Here is an 18484-nt window from a genome sequence, read left to right on the forward strand (position 1 = left end):
TCTCGCAGAGGGTCGCGGAGGAAAGCGCTCCTGGAACCTGCCACCTCCCAATGACACGTCCCAACGGGAGGCGTGATGGGAAGGCATTGGGGAGAGGTCGACGGGGAGGATCATCCGCACAAGGAGATCACCCAGGCCATCATCGGGGAGGCCATCGAGATCCAGAAGGCTCTGGGGCACGGACTCCTGGAAGATCCCTACAAGGTCTGTCTGGCGCACTCCCTGAGACTGGCCGGCCATAAGGTGAAGCGGGAGGTTTTCCTGGATATCGAGTGGAGGGGGCTTGTGGGCTTGATCCTTTCTCCGCGAGCCTCAGCGAGATCCTCCGCGCCTCCGCGTTCCAATAGGATGCTGCGAATGCGCGGCGCCATCAGGCACTGCAGCACAGACTCACCATTCCAGCTCCTCCATGCTCCGGCACGGATGGGTATTAGCCATTACTATCCTAGATTACGAACACACCCTAGGGCCAATACTGTCGGTACAAGCCTTGCCAAGACGCCTCGGTAGCCTATAGTTGCAAGAAGAGGCGACCATGGCGAGGACTGCGGCGACGCTCCCGGCAGGGAGTCGGATCACCGATTACATGAGCTTGGGGGTAGTGGCAAAGACCTTCCCCCGAACCCACGTTGACGATGTTTTAAAACGCACAGGCAGGACCAGTGCGCGGCAACGGGACCTCCCCGCCCATGTCGTCGTCTACTACGTGATCGCTCTCGCGTTATTCATGCAGGCTTCCTACGGTGAGGTGCTGAGGTGCCTGCTGGAAGGCGTCCAATGGTTGATGGACAAGGCTGTCGAGCCGAAGGTCTCCCACAAATCCAGCATTTCCCAGGCCCGAATTCGGCTTGGTTGGGAACCGATGAAGGTGCTTCACGACGAGATCGTCAAGCCTATCGCGACGCCTCAGACACGGGGTGCCTGGTTTCGAAACTGGCGGCTGGTGAGCATTGACGGAAGCACCCTTGATGTTCCAGATGAGGCTGAGAACGAGGCAGCCTTCGGATCCATAGAGTCATCACGAGGCAAAGTCGCATTCCCGAAGGTCCGGTTTGTTTGCCTCTGCGAGCTTGGGACCCATGTGATGTTCGGGAGCTGCGTAGATTCCTATGAGGTCGGAGAGGTTGCCTTGGCGGAGGACGTGTTACCCCTGCTCGAACCAGGGATGCTCTGCCTGGCCGATCGCGGATTCAATTGCTTCAAGCTATGGAAGTTGGCCCAAGGAACCGGGGCTGATCTCCTTTGGCGCCTGCGTAAGGACATGAACCTGCCCAGGGAGAAGCAACTGCAGGATGGAAGCTACCTGAGCACCTTCTACGAGTATTGGTATGACCGGAAGAAGTCCACGAATGGAATTCGGGTCCGCGTTGTGGAATACACCCTGGAGGGGATGGAGGGAGCGGAACCGATCTACCGCCTGGCGACTACCATCCTCGATCCAGAGAAAGCCCCAGCCAGGGAATTGGCTGCCCTCTATCACGAGCGATGGGAGATCGAGAGTGCGTTCGATGAATTGAAGACCCATCTCCGGGGTCGCCAGGTAACCCTTCGAAGCAAGACGCCTGACCTGGTCAGACAGGAGTTCTACGGGATGATGATGGCCCACTTTTCCATCCGCGGCCTGATGCATGAAGCGGCCCTGAAGGGGGATGTCGATCCCGATCGCTTATCGTTCCTGCACGCAGTTCGGGTGATTCGCCGCAAGCTGACGCGTTTCGCGTCTCTCCCCCCCTCGGGAGAGGCCAGCATTCCATCAGAGCGTCCTGTCTGAGCTGCTGAGCGAACCTGCAGGCTGTAGCCGCGACCGGATGAATCCCAGGGCCATCAAGAGGAAAATGAGCAACTGGCCGACCCGACTAAGAAGTCGAGCCGGGACGAGGCGAGTCGAATTCGAAATCGAGGTCCTGGAGACACCTCAGCCCCGGCACCGGAACCCCAAAGGGCATCGCCGGCGGCCTCGATGATTCATTGTACCGACAGTATTGACACTAGGCGCGGTCGGCATGGGGGCCGCGGCCAGCCTCAGCGCCTCCTCCGCCCGCTCCCCTGTACCATCTCCCGAACGGGGAACTGTACCCTGGCCAAGACCGGCCGAACGACTATTGTTGGGGCTGCAGACCTCTCCGGAGCCCGCACATGCGAAAACTCATCATCCTCCCGGCCGCCGCGGCCCTTGCAGGTTTCCTGGGGTGCACCTCCAATTCCGGAAGTTCCTCCTCGGGCACCCTCAGCGTGCACATGGTCGACGGTCCCACGTCGGCGTACAAGTCCGTCCTGCTGGATGTCACCTCCATCGAGATCAGCAAAGACGGCGGATCCTGGACCACCCTGGGCACCTGGACCGGCGGGCCCATCGATCTCCTCACCCTCACCGGCGGCATCTCCCAGACCCTCGCCCAGGGCGTGACCCTTTCGTCGGGGGTCTACGGGCAGATGCGCCTGCACCTCGGCACCAACAACAGCGTGGTCCTGCAGGACGGCAGCAGCCACGCCCTCACCGTGCCCTCCGGCCTCCAGACGGGTCTGAAGCTGGTGGGGAACTTCAATGTCCAGGCGGGCACCACCGCGGACATCTGGATCGACTTCGACGCGGCCCATTCCATCCAGGTCGTGGGGGCCGGCAACTCGGGCAAGTACATGCTCCGGCCCGTGGTCTTCTGCTACGACAAGGCCGTCACCGGCTCGGTCTCGGGCACCCTCACCGACGCCGCCGACAACTCCGCCCTCGCCGGCGTCACCGTCTACGCGGAGACCCTGGACAACGCGGGGAACGCCTCCGTCGTCCGCAGCACGGTCACGGACGCCTCCGGCAAGTACACCCTCGACCTGCTGCCGGTGGGCGGCACCTACTTCGTGGTGACGATGCCCGCCACGGCCACCAAGGTCTACTCGCCCAAGGCCAGCGCGGCCACGCCCATCACCGTGGCGGCCCCGGTGGCGACCTACAGCGCCGCCTTCACCGCCTCCCTCGTCTCGGGCACCGCCGGCGGCACCGTGACCCCGCTGGCCACCACCGACCAGAGCGACGCGGCCTACCTCCTGGCGACCTTCGCCTCCGGCGGATCCACCGCCAACTTCATCGTCCGCCGGGACGTGGCGGCGGTGGGGGCCACGGAGACCTTCAATTTCGGCACCGTGCCCGCGGCCGCCTATTTCGTCACCGGGGTCCGGGCCACCACCGCCTCGGACGGGACCGTCACCCGCGTGGTCAGCAATCCGGCGATCGTGCCCCTGGTCGTGCCGGACGGCGGCGCCGGCACGGCGGCCCTGGCCTTCTGACGGCCCGCGGCCGGAACCGCTCCCTGGGACAGGCGTGCAATGGGCCTGTTCCAGGGAGCTTCTCCATGTGCCTCACCCGCGGGATCGAGGGCGCCGGCGTCCCGGGAAACCCGGTCGCCTGAAGGGGCCCCTCATTCGGGGGCCTTGGCCTCCAGGATGACCGGCACGACGACGGGCCGGGTCTGGGTGGTCTTGCGGATGGTGCGCCGCAGGTTCTGGCGGAGGAATTCCACCAGGAGATCCCGGTCCTTGCGGATCTCCCGCGGCGCCTCGGCGTAGGCGTTGGCTACGGTGGCCCGGAGGAGCTCGCTGTAGGCCTGGTCGTCGTTCAGGACGACGAAGCCGCGGCTCAGGATGGAGGGCTCCGCGGCCAGGTCCCCGGTGTCGGGGTCCACCACGAGGGTCGCGATGACGATGCCGTCCTCCTGGAGGATGAGCCGGTCGTGGATGACGCGCGCGTCGACCCGGTGGTCCACGCCCTGGTCCACGAAGCACTTGCCCACCGGGACGCTGCCGGCGCACTCGGCGCGGCCGTCCTTGAAGAGCCGCAGGCACTCGCCGCCGTCCAGCAGGAGGATGCGCTCCCGGGGCCAGCCCAGGCTCTCGGCCAGCTGGCCGTGGACCTTGAGGTTCCGGTAGGTGCCGTGCACGGGCGCCATCACCCGGGGCCGCACCATCCGGATCATCTCCGCCGCGTCGGGCCGGTGGCCGTGGCCCGTGGCGTGGACGGTCCCGAGGCCGTCGGTGGTCGTCTCGGCCCCGAGCCGCGCGGCCTGGTCGAGGATGCGGCTGATGCTGACCTCGTTCCCCGGGATCGCCCGGGAGCTGAGCACGAGCCGGTCCCCGTCGAGGATCTTGACGCCCTTCACCTCGCCCTTGACGATGCGGTTGAGGGCGCTCATGTCCTCGCCCTGGCTGCCGGTGCAGAGCACCATGACCTGGCGGGGCGGGAAGAGGCTGACTTCCTTGGGCTCGATGAACAGGTCGTCGGGCAGGGCCAGGCGCTTCAGGGCCCGCGCGGCGGCGATGTTGCGCTCCATGGAGCGGCCCATGACGCAGACGCGCCGGTCCTCCTCGTAGGCCAGGTCCAGGAGGATCTGGATCCGGTGGATGTTGGAGCTGAAGGTCGCCACGAAGAGCTTGCCCGGGGTCAGGCGCATGGCGTCCCGGAGCCCCTCCCGGCAGACTTCCTCGCTGGGGGTCGGCTTGACGGCGAGCACGTTGGTGGAATCGGAGAGGAGGACGGCGACGCCCTTGTCCCCGAGCTCCCGGAGGCGCGCGGTGCCCGTGAGGCGGCCGTCGACGGGGGTGGGGTCCAGCTTGTAGTCGCCGGTGTGGACCATCGTCCCCCAGGGGGTGTGGAGCGCGATGGCGCAGGCGTCGGGGATGCTATGGGTGACGGGGATCCACTCCGCGCCGATGCCCCCGATGTCCACGCGCTCGAAGTCCTCGACCACGTGCATGCGGGAGGGCTCCCAGAGCCCGTGCTCCCGGAGCTTGGACTCGACGAGGGCCATGGTGAAGGCGGAGCCGTAGACCGGGACGGGCCACCGCTCCAGGAAGTACGGCAGGGCGCCGATGTGGTCCTCGTGGCCGTGGGTGAGCAGGACCGCCTTGACCTTGTCGGCGAAGGGCTCGAGGTAGGCGAAATCCGGGATGACGGCGTCGATGCCGGGCTGGTCCTCGGAGGGGAAGAGCTGGCCGCAGTCCACCAGGAGGAGGGTGCGGGCGGTGTGGACCACCATGGCGTTCATGCCGAACTCGCCCAGGCCCCCGATGGGGATGACGCGGAGCTCGTCCTTTGCGGGGGGGGTCTGCCAGGCTTCGAAGGGGGGGAAGGTGTGGTTCATGGTTCCTGGGTCTGATTCAAGGTAGGCCCGCCAGCAGGGCGCGCCACGTGGAGGGGGGCACCGCCTCGGCCCGGACCGCCGGCGGCAGGCCCTGGGAGGCGAGGAGCGCCTGGATGCGGTCGGGGGGCAGGAAGCCCTGCCAGTTGTTGGCCAGGGTCTTCCGCCGGTGCTGGAAGCTGCGGTGGAGGAGGGCCAGGAGGGCCCGGCGCGCCTCCGGCGGGGGGGCGTCGGCCAGGGGCTCGAAGACCAGCACGGCGGAATCCACCTTGGGCGCGGGCCGGAAGGCGCCGGGTCCGAGCTTGAGGAGGCGGGTCACCCGGGCTGCCGTCTGGGCAAGCACCGCCAGGGGGCCGTAGTCCTTGGTCCCGGCGCGGCCGATGATCTTCTGGGCCACCTCCAGCTGGAACATGAAGACCAGGCGGTCCCAGGGCAGGCCGCCCAGCAGGAAGCGGGTCAGGATGGCCGTGGAGGCGTTGTAGGGGAGGTTGCCGGCCACCGCGAAGGGCGGGCCGGGGGGCAGGTCCTGGTGGACGGCGTCGCCGTGGACCAGATGGAAGTGGGGGGTGTCCCGGAAGCGGGCCTGGAGCACCTCGATGGCCTCCGGATCCAGGTCCACGGCCCACAGGGGGCGCCCATCCTCAAGCAGGGGAGCGGTCAGGACCCCGGGCCCCGGGCCGATCTCCAGCAACCGCACCGATGGCGCGGCCAGAGTCGCGTCCACGATGGCCCGGATGGCCGAGGCCTGGATGAGGAAGTGCTGGCCGAAGCCCTTCTTGGGTTGGAGGCTGGGGACGGGGTCGGGATCCAAGGGCACCCTCCAAGTCTACCCGCATGGGGCGCCAAAGGGTGGGCGGCGGGGATCCGTCCGGCGGTCACCGGCCCGGAAGGGTCCGCCAGGCGAGGAGGACGGGCGGGATGCCGGCCACCTGGAGCTGGCGCCCCTGGGTCCACCGATCGCCCCCCGGGCCCGTGAGCCAGGCGTCCAGGTCCACCTCCCAGAGGGGCCGGCCGTCCTCCAAGCAACCGAGCGGACGTACGTGGATGCGCCCCCCCTGCCCCGGGTTCAGGAAGGCGGCGGGCGGGGCCGCCCCCTCCACGGGGGCCTCCCCCAGGTAGGCCGGCCAGCCCGTCTCCAGGAACCAGGTCCGGAGGTCCTCCGCCGCCAGGTCGGCCCGGAGCCCCATCAGGGCCTGCCCCTCCATGGCCCAGGCCCGCAGGAGGGCCCCGTGGAGCAGGAGGAGGGCCGGCGCCGCCAGGGCCAGGAGCCCCGCCACGGCCAGGAGGAGGGCCGCGCCCCTCTGCCGCCCCCTCACGGCGGGGTCCGCGGCCGGGCCGCGAGGGTCCCCGCCAGGCGGGTCCTCCCCCGCCGGACCTCCAGGCGGATCCGGACCCCGGTGCCGGCCCAGGCCTCCGGTTGGAATCGCTGGATCCCGGGCATCCGGCCCAGGTCCCGCCCCCGCCCGGCCCGCCAACGCAGCCCGCCCTCCGGGCCTACAGGGCCCACCTCCACGACCTCCCCGCACCGCACGGGCACCAGGGCGGCTCCGACCGCCCAGGCGCCGCCCAGGGCCCCCAGGGCCTCGACCGGCCGCCCCGGCCCGGCGCCGGCTGGGAGGAGGAGGCTGCCCGGAGGGCCCGCCCAGCGCACCAGCCGGTCCCCGGGGAGGAGCCGGCCGTGGTCCCCCCCGACCCATGCCCGCCCCCCCGGTTCCAGGGCCTCCAGGCGGAGGCCGGAGGCCAGGAGGCGGTCCCGGACGAAGCAGAGCCGGCCCTCCCCCAGGAGGGGCCGGCCCCGGTCCGGTCCCGGCGCGCCGGGACCGGCCGCCCAGGGGTGGCGGTAGCCCATGCCCTGGATCAGGGGCACCAGGCCCGCCGCGGCGCAGCGGAGGTCCAACTGGGCCTCGAGCCGTTCCCCCAGGCGCCGGCCCCCCAGCCCCAGGGCGGCCAGGATCTGGAGGGTGCCCGCCAGGAGCAGCCCGGTCAGGCCCAGGGCCATCATGAGCTCGGCCAGGCAATGGCCCCGGGGTAGCCGACGGACGAACACCAGCTCCCGGACCCGGGCGCCCTCCCGCCACCGGGCCCGGACCTCGCGCCGGCCCTCCCCCTCCCGCACCTCCAGGGCCAGCCAGTCCGGACGCTCCTCCAGCTGCCCGGCCTCCAGGGCGGCCTGGACGGCGAGGCGGGCCTCCAGGTGGCGCCGGACCTCCCCCTCCGCCCGCAGGCACCCCGTGAGGAGCCGGAGCAGGCCGAGCAGGCCCGTGCCCAGGAGGGCCGCGGCCACCAGGACCTCCACCAGGGTCGTGCCCCGCGCCCCCGCCACCGGCCACCTCCAGGCCGGCAGGATGGGACCGCGGGGGGCGGCGCGCCCGCCGCGCCAACGCCACGCCTATCCGCGGTTGGCCCCTCCCGCCCGGTCAACCGGGTCCGGGAGGGGCGCCGAGTGTTCCCCCAGGTGACAGCCGCCGTCCGGCCCTGCCGGGGCTACTGGAGGGTGAAGACGTTGCTGCCGTTCTGGTTGGTGGTGAAGACGACCGCGTTGGCGAGGGTCTTGTCCTTGACGTCCAGGCCGTAGGTGAGGCCGGTGGACCCGATGGTCAGCACGTAGGTCATCTGGGTGCCGCCTTTGGCCGTGAAGCCCGGCGCGGGGGAGGTCGAGGCGGCGGGGGTCGCCGCCGAACTCCAGGTGTAGGTGCCCGCCGTGCCGTAGAGGCCCACCTCGGCCTTGTGGTTCTCGAGCTGCATCCGCAGGACCTGGGCATTGGCCTTGGCGTCGCCGACGATGCGGGCGCGCCGCCGCTGGCCCAGGTACGAGGGGATGGCGATGGCCGACAGGATGCCGATGATGGCCAGGACGAGCAGGAGCTCCACGAGGGAGAAACCTTGGGCGGATTTCCTTGGGATCATGGCTGGACTCCTGGGACGGTACCGAATCTTAGCGCACCACCCGCCAGTTGCGAATGCGGAAGCCCCGCGAGCTGCTGGTGTCCTTCACGGCCTGGATGTCGGGGGTGTTGGCCCCCTTGGTGCCCTCGGCCAGGGAGGCCTTGGCCCCGCCCTGCATGACGTAGTCGCCCGCGTCCACGAGCTGGCTCGACAGGGAGTTGAAGGAGAAGGCCAGACCCGAGCAGCCGTCGACGCTGGAGGCGCCGGTGCCGTTCGTGATGTCCCCCACCTTGGCGGAGGTGACGTCGATCTCGGGGTCGAAGTAGAGGGGCCGGAGCACGTCGCACTGGCGGAAGGTGCGCGTGGTGCTGAAGGGGGAGCAGGCGAAGCCCGAGGAGCCGTAGATGTTGAACAGGGAGTAGAAGACGGCCCCGTCCTTGATGAGCGGGCTCACGAGGACCTTGTCCCGGGTCAGGTTCGGGCTGTCGCCCGCCGGGGCCAGGAGGGGGTTGGCGGTGTCGGTGTGGGGGAGGTCGATGTACCAGCCGTACTTGTAGTTGCTCCCGCTGTTGGTGGAGGGGGTGAACTGGCCCCAGAGGTAGGTGGGGGACCCCGCGTTGACCCGGGCGTCGCTGTACGAGGTCGCCCAGGCGCTGGTGATGGGCTGGAGCTGGCTGTCGGTGATGGCCGAGGCGGCGTTCTGGAGGTCGGCGAGCAGGTAGAACCGGTTGTAGGGGGCCGGGTTCCGGGTCGCGCTGACCGTGGCGCCGCTGCTGTTGGTGTAGCTGAAGTCCTCGGGGTAGTCGCCCGGGTTGTTGCGGTCGCCGGCGCCGATGGCCACCATGACGGTGACGGGCTTGACGGCCGTGGTGGCGTCCACCCGGACCATCACGGGGAAGTCGCCGGGGAGCCGGAAGGCGTCGGGGGCCGTGGTGAACCGGACACTGGGATCCCGGTAGATGAGCCGGACCTTGCTGGAATCGACCCATTCGTTGATGTTCGCCGAATCGGACCGGAAGGTGGCGACCTTGGCGACCTTGTCGGCGTTCAGGGCCCAGACGCCGCCCGTCATGTCGCCGAAGTAGACGCGGTTGGTGAGGCCCGCGGCCTGGTCGATGACGGAGACGGGGATGACGCCGCCGGGAATGGCGCCGACGGTGGTCCCGGAGGGGGAGGTGCGGAAATCCCAGGGATAGGTCCGCACGTGGTCGCCGGTCATGGGATCGAGGGCCATCACCAGGCGCCCGAGGCCGCTCTGGAAGTAGCTGGTCCCGGCCAGGGCGTCGTCATTGAGGTAGCGGGCGTTGATCTCGTCGTTGGCGTAGCCGCCGGTGATGAAGACGCAGCGCCGGAGGGCGCTCATGGCATCCCGCACGTAGCCGAACGTGGGCACGCTGGTGCTCATGCCCATGGTCCGGAGGAGGGAGGCGTTGGAGCTGTCCGTCCCGGTCGCCTTGACGATGTCGCCCGTGGTGGGCCGGATCCACCAGGCCAGCCTGGGGTTGCCGGGGGTCACGCCGGAGAGCCCGGAATTCGAGATGTTGATGGCGAAGTAGTCCCGGGCCCCCTTGCGGAAGCTGAAGATGACGGTGGCGTCCTCGCCGCTGCCCACCCGGGTGTCCCCGGTGACGCTGCCGATGGAGGGCTTGTCCACGTGGAAGAGCACGGCGTCGCCGTCCACCCCGTAGTGGTGCTTGTAGATCTTGGGATCCTGCTGGCCCTTCTGGTTGTACAGGTCCCAGAGCATGGGGAAGAGGTTGGGGGGCAGGAAGGTCCAGAGCTCGTAGGCCTTGGCCTTGTAGTAGCCCTCGTCGTTGCTGGTGGTGGCCTTGGCCGCCACCTCCACGAAGCAGTGGAGGTTCCCCGTGTTGGTGCCCACGATGATGAGCCGGGTGTGGGGGTCCGTGTACCCCGAGCCGTAGGCGTCCGTGTAGAACTGGTCGCCGGTGACCTTGCTGGGCAGGGTGTCGGCGAGGCTCTTGGAGAGCTCGATGGCCAGGGGGGCCGAGTCGACGATGTCGCCCATGATGTTCAGGTGGCCCAGGAGGTTGCCCGAGCTGTCGGTGTCGGTCTTGTCCCGGTTCCGCAGGTCGGTGTTGTTGGTGGCCTCGAAGGCCCCGAGCAGGAAGCGCATGAGGTTGCGGGCGTCGTCGTCGGAGGGGGCGCCGTTGGCGGCGACCCAGGAGGACAGGTAGTAGCGGCCCGTGGGGTCCTTGGCCGTCATCCAGCCCTTGATGCGCGTGAGCTGGGTCGAACTGCCGGCGCCGTTCGCGGAATGGGTGTAGGTCTCGAGCGTGTTGACGTCGCCCAGGATGTACGCGGTCCGGCTCTTCCAGGAGAGGGGCGTGCCGCCCAGGATCTTGTCGGGGTTCCCCTGGGTCTTCTGGTAGTTCCCGAAGATGGTGTAGGCGCTCCAGAGGTTCAGGACGTCGAAGTCGGCCGTGTTGGTGCCCGTGTTGTTGATGGGGGTGAAATTGCCGGTCGAGTCGTCGATGCCGTAGAACTGGATGATGTTCTGGACGGTGCCCAGGGCGGTGCCGGGGACGGTGGCGCGCTTCAGGCCGATGGCGTACAGGTTGCCGGTCCACAGGGGGACCCGGGCCGTGGCGTCCGTGGTCGCGGTGGTCTGGAAGGTGCCGAAGTAGGCCTGGTTGGCGTTCTGGACACCCGTGGCCGGGGTCGCGGGGGCGGAGAGGGCCGCCTTGCCGTAGACCACGTAGCTGGCGGCGTCATTGATGGCCTGTTCCAGCGAGGTCGGGTCGGCCGTCGGGAAGTACCGGACGTTGTTGGAGTTGGCCGACTGGTAAAAGTAGATCAGGTCACTGGAGGGGGCCGGGTTGGAGGCGGCCCAGCGGGGGTTCTTGGGGTTGCCCCACTGGGCCACGTCGAAGAACTCCTCGTGGGGGTTCCGGCCGTTGTTGTCGCTGGCGAGCACGTAGGTGCCGGGCACGGCCAGGCTCACGACCATGGTCTGGATGGAGAGGGACTTCTTGGTGCCGGGGTCGTTCCAGGGCGCGTCATAGTTGGCGCTGTTGTTGGTGACCCCGTTGAGCCCGAAGGCGGCGTAGGCGGCCATCACCGCGGGATGGAAGTAGTCGCTGCCGGGAACGAAGCCCCCGCCGGCCATCTGGCTGCTGATCGCGGCGACGGGGTAGTTGGCTCCGCCCTTGCTCAGGCCGCTGTTGCCGTGGGTGTACGAGTAGTAGCCGGAACTGGAGCCGCTGTAGGCCGCAGCCTGGTCGCCGGCGGCGGACAGGGAGTCGTTCATGGCGGTGGCCGACAGGGGCACGACCACCACGTCCCCGCCGCAGGAGCCGGAGCCGAACTTGGTGGTATCCCGGACGATCTTCCGGTACGTGTTGGCCAGGGCCACGGCGAGGGGCCCGGGGGTGTAGGCGTCGTACGAGGCGTCGTTGGACCCCCAGTCCGAAATGGCCTGGGTCTGGGTCCCCACCAGGTCCTTGGGGCCGATGCCCTGGAGGGCGCTGGTGCCCCCCGTCAGCAGGGCGCCCGTGAGGGACCGGAGGTCGGACAGGTAGGCGGGGTTCGTCTCGGCCCCGGACCGGTCCGCCCGGTACGTGCTGGGGGTGGCGTAGGCCGTGGCGGTCAGTTCCTCGTCGTTGGCGGGGTCCCCGTAGGCGGGGGCCAGGAAGCGGTAGTACCAGACGCCCTTGCCCCACTTGGAAATGAAGGCGTTGATGACGGCCACCTTCTCCGCCTGGAGGCGGTTCATGACGGGCAGGTGGTTGGCGTACCCTTCCGCCAGGGCCGTGGTCTTGCCGGTACCCCCGTCCGAAACGGAGGTGGTGTCGGTGACCGAGGGCACCGCGTAGCCGTTGGCGTAGCCATAGGTGTTGGCGGCCCAGGTCACCGTGCCCGCCTTGTTCCCGGTCAGGGCGTAGACCCCCCGGATGGACTGGCCGTAGAAGATCCAGGAGAGGTAGTCCGGCGAGTAGTAGAACTGGCCGAGGATCTCGTCGTCGTAATGGTCGATCTTCCGGGCGGCGTTGGCGGACGTGTTGGAGAAGCTGTCGTAGGCGATCCCTGCATGGCCCGTCTGGTAAGTGAGCCGCCGGGAGAAATTGCGCTGGTACGGCTGGGGCACCGGGAACTTGTTGCCCGTCGTGGGAACCGGCGGTTCGGCGACGAAGCTGGGGGAGTCGAAGAGGTTCCAGGGGCACGGCAGGTCGATGGTGCGCACGATGGGCGTGGCATTGCCGCCCTTGCCGGTGGAGCCCACGGTGAGGGAGAACCGGATGTGGGTGACGGGATTGCCGGTGGCGTGGGCGAGGGTCGTCTTCGCATCCGTGGTGTAGGGCACCTCGGCCATCTTGGTGCCGGGGCCCACCAGGGCCATGGGATACCCCACCAGGTCCGTGGAGGCGCCCACGGCGGTCCGGACCGTCACGGGGCTGCCGCTGGGCCAGGTGTACATGCGCACCTCGGCGCGGCCGTTGTTGTTGCGCATGCCGAAGACGTAGCCGAGGATGGGGTTGCCGCGGCTCAGGGCGGACCCGCCGCCGGGCTTGAAGAACACGGTGGCGGCGCTGACGTCCCCGGGGTCCACGTGGGCCCCGGCCCCCAGGAAGGCGGACCGGGCCTTGTTGGTGAGGTAGTCGTAGCTCTCGAAGACGCCCCGGCTCGCGACCGTGGAGTCCAGGATGAGGACCAGCTTGCCGGACCCGGACTTGGACTTGTACACGTCGCTCAGGTCGGTGGCGGTCATGAGGTTCGGCTCCACCTGCGCCCGGAGGGCGAAGGCGACGGCGAGGCTCATCAGGTGGACTGCGGCATGCTTGAATCGCATGGGAGACTCCGGGTGCGAAGGGTGGGGTCGTGCGTCACTGCCCTGGCGCGTATTCCACCAGGGCCTCCCGCTGGGCGACGAAGGCCTGGGTGGTTCCGACGATGTTGGCCCGTCCGGTGCTCCTCAGCAGGAACATGCCCCCGGTGACCTTGGCCTTGCCGCCGCTGCCCAGGGCGGAGAGGGGCCGGCCCAGGTAGCGGACCTCCGTGTCGAAGGCCTGCTGGACGACGGAGGGCTGGAGGAAGGTGCTGGAGCCCTTGACGTAGCCCGTCTGGAAGAGTTCGGGGGCCGTGGTGGCCGTGTAGTCGACGCTCCGCAGGAAGAACCGGGTGGAGCCGGTCTGCTTGCTGAGCAGGCCGTAATCCCCCGCCCCGGGGGTGTTGGGCTGGGGATCGTCGCCGGGCACGAGGATGGTCGGGTCGTCCGAGCCCAGGGCCAGGAGGATCTTCTGCATCTGCTGCTGGACGTAGAGGCGCCCGCCCGTGAGGGAGGCCTGGGAGAGGGTGCTGGTGTTGTTGCCCAGGGCGTCGGTGGTCGCGTTGATGGTCTTGCCGGCGTCGGGGTTGCTCCAGGTGATCACCCAGTCGATGCCGCTGTCGGCGGCTTCCGCCGCCTTGCGGCCGGTGCCTTCGTTGCCGGTGATGGCCAGGTCCCGCAGGGAGGTCTGGCTCACGGCCAGGGCCGCGATGGTCATGGTGGCCAGGATGATGAAGGCGATCAGGATGACCAGGCCGCCCTGTTCGGAGGGCCGGGAGGGGATTTGGGGGCGCGGAGACATCATGGGGCACCGAGGGCGAAGTTGCGCGGAGAGACGAACAGGGTTTCCCGCCGGGTCCGGTACGCGGCCTGGTTGGGCGTCTTGGCGTACTCGGTGCGCCGGAGCTGCGTGCGCGTCTCCACATCGATCTTCAGGAGGACGGAGGCGTAGTTGAACCAGAACGGATCGGTCGCGCTGGACATGCCCCCGGGGAGGGACGCGGCCAGCGGACTCTGGGAGGCGAGGGTGGTGAAGGCCGAGGCGGTCGCGGTCTGGATCGCCGCCCACTGGCTCGTGGCGAGGTTGTTGACCTGGCGGATCCAGGTCTGGCCGCCATCCAGGCTCCAGTCGAGCTTGAAGGAGGTCACGCCCTCCATGATCACTTCCGCCGTGCCCCAGGAGCCGCCCAGGGTCCGGGTGCGGCGCACCAGGCAGGGCACGGTCGCCGCGCTGTTGGAGGGATCCAGGGCCAGGGCCTGGATGGTGTAGCTGACCACCTGCAGGGGCCGGATGAAGCCCACTTCGGCACCCTTCTTGTGGGCCTTCATCACCTGGCCGGAGATCAGCGGATTGACCACGTTGTTGCCGTAGTCGTTCTGGAGGTCGCCGCCGGTGGTGAAGCTGACCAGGCCGTCCTTGTCGGGGGCGGCCGACGCCACGAAGAGCTCCATGGCCGAGTCCTTGACGAAGATGATGTCGCCGCTCTTCACGAGGGCGCCGCCCGACGCGAAGGCGCACCCCAGGGAGGTGCCGCCGGGGGCCGTATCGGCGGCGACCGTGGCCTGGGTGGTGAGGGGCACGTCCATGACCACCTGGAGTTCGTCGGGGTTGCCGATGGACTCGGTGGTGCCGTCGCTGTGCGTGAGGGTCACGGCATTGGCGCTGGTCTCGATGAGGATGGCCGGCTGGGTGTTGGCGAGCAGCTCGGTGACGACCCGGGGTGGCATCAGGTACCCCGCCTGCTGGACGTCGTTCTGGAGGAGGGCCAGGGCCCAGCGGGCGTTCCGCTGCATGCCGCTCAGCTCCAGGGTGGTGGAGAAGGCGCTGACGTTGGCCGTGAAGACCTTGTACATGCCCGCCATGAGGAAGGAGGTGAAGACCACGGCAATGAGGAGTTCCGTCAGGGAGAACCCCAGGGACCGGTTCCGCCGGCTCGATTCACATGCGCACATAGCGGCTCACCGAGAAGGCCCTGGACTTGGGGACGTTGGGGGACCGGGGATCGAATTCCTGCCAGGTCACGTTCACCGTGAATTCCTGGAGGGCGGTCTTGGCGTAGGGGTAGAGGTCCCCGGCCTTCCGCGACCACGTGGTGGAGAAGACGATGGACTTGTCGGCGCCGTAGCCTTGGCTGCCCTCGGTGGTGTAGTAGGGGTCGTCCTGGCGCAGGCCGAGGAGGGTGAAACCGGGCCCGGCCACCGGGGAGGCGGTCGCCGAGGCCGCGACGGGGTCGATGAAGGTGAAGGTCCGGCCTGACAGGCTGACGGTGCCGTCGGGATTGACCATCCGCTCGGCGCTCGTCACCGCCCCTTCGGCCTGGATGCGGTCCAGGAGGCCATGGGCGATGTAGGTGGCCGTGCCCATCTGCCGGGAGGTGGTGCCCTGGCTCACGGAGGCGACCTGGAGGGCCGCCAGCCCAAGCAGGCCGATGGCCAGGATGAGGGTGGCCATCAGCATCTCCACCAGGGTGAAGCCGCGCTCCCCCTCGCGCAGCCGATCCATCAGTCCAGTCGTCGCCACGCCGCCTCCGCGCGCTCGGCCCTGGTCAAGCCAGAGTCGGCCTTGTAATAGGTCTCGATGGTCCCTCGTCCTGTGATGAAGATGACCCCGTAGGGCGTCCCCTTCTGGTTGGGGCTCCGGCCGGCCACGCCCAGCCACATGCCGCCGGTCACATCGGTCCGGTTCCCGGTGCTGTCGACGGTCTGGGGCAGGCCGGCCGACGAGAAGCCCTGTTTGCTCGCGCCCACGGCCACGGGGGTGTCCCAGTTGGCGAACCCGAGGGTGGCCAGGGAGGCCAGGCCCTGGACGGGCTCGGCCTCCGTGCCCACCGGAGGCGGCAGGTCGCGGAAGAAGGTGGCGTTCCGCTGCCAGCTGTCCGCGAAGGTCACGTCCATGAGGGGGACGGTGTTCACGCTCCCGTCCGGCTTGAGGTCGAAGACCTGGAGGCGGACCGGATTCTCGGTGACGACGAAGTTGACGTTCTTGCCGCCCACCATGGCCAGGCCCCGGGCCTGCTTGAGGGCGGCCGCCGCTTCGATGAGCCCGGCCTTCACGGCGCCGGGGGACTTGGGCGTGAGGGCGAAGACGCCCACGAAGGCGAGGATGCCGATGATGACCAGGACCACCATCAACTCGATCATCGAGAATCCGGCTCCGGCTGACCTGCCCCGGACCGCCCCGGGCGATGACGCGATCATGGCTGACGCCTCCTCTTCTTCTCTGGAGAGAAGGTAGCTTTTACCGGCCGGGCGTAGCCTTGAATTTAAACACTTGCTTTTCAGACGATTACACCGACCCGACCGGGGGCCCCCCGCAGACCGGGCGGGCTGTGACTAAAAAATACACACCCCGTCCGGAGCGGCCAGGGGGCCCTTGCCCTCCGCTACACCCCGAAGCTCAGGGGATCCCGGTCCAGACTGACGGGGCCCCCGGGGAGGAGGGGGGCGGCGCGCATGGCCTCGCCCAGGGGGCCGCGGCCCGCGGCCTTGAGGAGGAGCTGGAAGCGGTAGCGGTCCTTGACCTTGGCGATGGGGGCCTCCAGGGGGCCCAGGATGCGGAGGCCGGGGACGCGCTCCAGGCTCGCCCGCAGGGCCCGGAGGGGATCCAGGGCCTCCTGGGGGGTGGCGCCCTCGCTCCGGTAGAGGCTCATGGCGGCGTAGGGGGGGTAGCCCAGGGCCTCCCGGTAGGGCAGTTCCTCGGCGGCGAAGGCTTCGAAGTCCTGGGCCACGGCGTGGACGATGGCGGGGTGGTCGGGGCTGTAGGTCTGGAGGATCACCCGGCCGGGCAGCTCGGCGCGGCCGGCCCGGCCCGCCACCTGGGTGAGGAGCTGGAAGGTGCGCTCGGCAGCCCGGAAGTCCGCGATCTTGAGGCCCAGGTCGGCGTTCAGGATCCCCACGAGGGTCAGGCGGGGGAAGGTGTGGCCCTTGGCCAGCATCTGGGTGCCCACCAGCACGTCCACCTCCCCGGCCTCCGCGGCCAGGAGGCCCGCCTCCAGGGAGCCCCGCCGGGAGGTGGTGTCCCGGTCCAGGCGGAGGATGCGGGCGGCGGGGAAGAGGGCGCGCAGCTGGTCCTCGATCTGCTCGGTGCCCTCCCCCACCCCCCGGATGTGCTCGGCCCCGCAGTGGATGCAGGCCTCGGGGGGGGCGGTCTCGAAGCCGCAGAGGTGGCACCGGAGGCGCCAGGCGCCCTTGTGGAAGGTGAGGCTGAGGGCGCAGTGGGGGCATTCGAAGGTGCGCCCGCAGGCCCGGCACATCCAGAAGTTCTCGAAGCCCCGCCGGTTCAGCAGGAGCATGGCTTGCTCCCCGCGGGCCAGGGTCTCCCCCAGGGCGGTCAGGAGCCGCGGCGCGAAGACGACGCGCTTGCGGGCCTCCTTGAAGGCGTCCCGCAGATCCACCACCTGCACGGTGGGGAGGGTGACCCCCCGGGGTCGCTGGCGCAGGACGATGCGCTTGTAGCGGCCGGCCTGCGCGGCCTGCCAGCTCTCCAGGGAGGGGGTGGCGCTCCCCAGCACCACCGGGCACCCCTCCAGCTGGGCACGCTTGATGGCCAGGTCCCGGGCGTGGATGCGGGGGTGCTCCTCGCTCTTGTACGACCCCTCCTGCTCCTCATCCACGACGATCAGCCCCACATCGCGCAGGGGGGCCAGAACGGCGTTGCGCACCCCCACGAAGAGGGGCGCCCCGTCCTGGAGGAGGCGAACGACATCCGCCTGTTTTTCCGTGGCGTTCAGGCCGGCGTGGCCGACGGCCACCTGACCGGGGAATCGGGCTTCAAGGCGGGCCAGGAGCCGCGGCGTCAGGCCGATTTCGGGGACGAGCCAGAGCACCCGCCGGCCCCGGGCCAGCACGCGCTCCGCCAGGGCCAGGTACACCTCGGTCTTGCCGCTGCCGGTGATGCCGTACAGGAGGTGGGCGCCGAAGGCGTCCAGGCCGACGGCTTCCACGGCGGCCACCTGCTCGGCGTTCAGCGCCACCCGCCGATCCGGCTCCTCCACCCGCCGCTGGGACAGGAGGTCGATGCGCCGGGTGCGGGACACCACCCCGTGCTTCTCCAGGGTGGCGAACACGCCGGCCCCCACCGCGCAGGCCTCCAGGAGCTCCCCCTCCAGGAGGGCGCCCCCCGCGGCCTCCAGGGCCCGCAGGACCTTGGCCTGGCTGGGCGTGACCCGGGGCGGATGGGGGGCGCCGGTCAACCGGACTTCCATGACCCCCGCCCCCCGCCCGCCCCGGCGGTGGAAGAGGGTCGGCAGGTCGAGGGTGCCCGCGTGCCAGGCCTCCCCCAGGGCGGTCAAGCCGCCCCAGTCGTCGGCCTCCCGGAGCTGGGCCAGCGTTCGGCCGTCGGGAAGGACCGTGTCCCAGTCGGGCACGACGGCGGAGGGCAGGCAGAGGGGAAGCAGGTGGGCGAGACCGCACCCGTAGTAGCGGGCGGCGAAATCCAGGAGGTCCCGGAGCCGGGCCGGCAGGAGCGGGAAGGGATCCAGGACCGCGTCCACGGGCTTCAGGCGGACCTCGGGCGGGGCGGGATCGGGCCCCAGGACGACGCCCACCGCCTTGCCGCTCCGCAGCCGCACCTGGACCCGGACCCCCGGCGCGAGGCCGGCGGGGGCGAGGTAGGTCAGCGGCGGAACGGGGCGGGCGAGCTCGATGCGGGTCGGAACGGGGCTGGGCATGCCCTGCGATCATATCGCGA

Annotated in this window: 14 protein-coding genes; 3 read left to right on the top strand and 11 right to left on the bottom strand. The window is 69.6% G+C overall.

The annotated features are described in order from the left end of the window. Positions 1-75: 75 nt before the first annotated feature. The 3 genes from R2J75_RS19900 to R2J75_RS11195 all read left to right on the top strand — a co-directional run bounded on the left by R2J75_RS19900 (position 76) and on the right by R2J75_RS11195 (position 3279). Positions 76-510, top strand: a complete 435-nt coding sequence (locus R2J75_RS19900; RefSeq protein WP_394365838.1) for a GxxExxY protein — start codon at positions 76-78, stop codon at positions 508-510. Between the two features lie 25 nt (positions 511-535). Then, entirely contained in the window at positions 536-1771 is a 1236-nt protein-coding gene (locus tag R2J75_RS11190) for an IS4 family transposase (protein ID WP_316410146.1), read from the top strand. A gap of 365 nt (positions 1772-2136) precedes the next feature. Then, positions 2137-3279, top strand: a complete 1143-nt coding sequence (locus R2J75_RS11195; RefSeq protein ID WP_316410147.1) for a DUF4382 domain-containing protein — start codon at positions 2137-2139, stop codon at positions 3277-3279. A gap of 131 nt (positions 3280-3410) precedes the next feature. Here R2J75_RS11195 and R2J75_RS11200 read toward each other — a convergent pair whose 3' ends face one another. From R2J75_RS11200 to priA, 11 genes are all read right to left on the bottom strand, one after another. Next, complete coding sequence (locus tag R2J75_RS11200) at positions 3411-5129, bottom strand: ribonuclease J (RefSeq protein WP_243332254.1); 1719 nt, start codon at positions 5127-5129, stop codon at positions 3411-3413. Between the two features lie 16 nt (positions 5130-5145). Further along, on the bottom strand, positions 5146-5937 hold the full coding sequence (gene rsmA, locus R2J75_RS11205; protein WP_243332252.1) for a 16S rRNA (adenine(1518)-N(6)/adenine(1519)-N(6))-dimethyltransferase RsmA: 792 nt from the start codon (positions 5935-5937) through the stop codon (positions 5146-5148). A gap of 64 nt (positions 5938-6001) precedes the next feature. Continuing rightward, positions 6002-6442 carry a hypothetical protein gene (locus R2J75_RS11210; RefSeq protein ID WP_243332250.1) on the bottom strand — a complete coding sequence of 147 codons (441 nt, stop codon included), beginning with the start codon at positions 6440-6442 and terminating at the stop codon, positions 6002-6004. After that, complete coding sequence (locus tag R2J75_RS11215) at positions 6439-7449, bottom strand: hypothetical protein (protein ID WP_316410148.1); 1011 nt, start codon at positions 7447-7449, stop codon at positions 6439-6441. The genes R2J75_RS11210 and R2J75_RS11215 overlap by 4 nt, the downstream gene beginning before the upstream one ends. Positions 7450-7610: 161 nt before the next feature. Continuing rightward, positions 7611-8033, bottom strand: coding sequence for a type IV pilin protein (locus R2J75_RS11220; protein WP_243332248.1), 423 nt, complete (start codon positions 8031-8033; stop codon positions 7611-7613). 28 nt (positions 8034-8061) lie between these two features. Beyond that, on the bottom strand, positions 8062-12819 hold the full coding sequence (locus R2J75_RS11225; protein ID WP_316410149.1) for a pilus assembly protein: 4758 nt from the start codon (positions 12817-12819) through the stop codon (positions 8062-8064). 34 nt (positions 12820-12853) lie between these two features. Beyond that, the gene (locus tag R2J75_RS11230) at positions 12854-13597 is read right to left on the bottom strand and encodes a pilus assembly PilX N-terminal domain-containing protein (RefSeq protein ID WP_243332244.1); all 744 of its coding nucleotides are present in this window, start codon (positions 13595-13597) and stop codon (positions 12854-12856) included. After that, positions 13597-14748 carry a PilW family protein gene (locus R2J75_RS11235; RefSeq protein ID WP_316410150.1) on the bottom strand — a complete coding sequence of 384 codons (1152 nt, stop codon included), beginning with the start codon at positions 14746-14748 and terminating at the stop codon, positions 13597-13599. The genes R2J75_RS11230 and R2J75_RS11235 overlap by 1 nt, the downstream gene beginning before the upstream one ends. Next, a complete protein-coding gene (gene pilV, locus R2J75_RS11240) occupies positions 14735-15316 on the bottom strand; it encodes a type IV pilus modification protein PilV (protein WP_243332239.1) in 582 nt (193 codons plus the stop codon). Before pilV ends, R2J75_RS11235 begins: the two co-directional genes overlap by 14 nt. Next, the gene (locus R2J75_RS11245; RefSeq protein ID WP_316410152.1) at positions 15298-15993 is read right to left on the bottom strand and encodes a pilus assembly FimT family protein; all 696 of its coding nucleotides are present in this window, start codon (positions 15991-15993) and stop codon (positions 15298-15300) included. Before R2J75_RS11245 ends, pilV begins: the two co-directional genes overlap by 19 nt. A 185-nt stretch (positions 15994-16178) precedes the next feature. Further along, positions 16179-18464 carry a replication restart helicase PriA gene (priA, locus tag R2J75_RS11250; protein WP_316410153.1) on the bottom strand — a complete coding sequence of 762 codons (2286 nt, stop codon included), beginning with the start codon at positions 18462-18464 and terminating at the stop codon, positions 16179-16181. Between the last annotated feature and the right edge of the window lie 20 nt (positions 18465-18484).

It is taken from the genome of Mesoterricola sediminis, assembly GCF_030295425.1.
In the GTDB taxonomy this organism is placed as follows: domain Bacteria; phylum Acidobacteriota; class Holophagae; order Holophagales; family Holophagaceae; genus Mesoterricola; species Mesoterricola sediminis.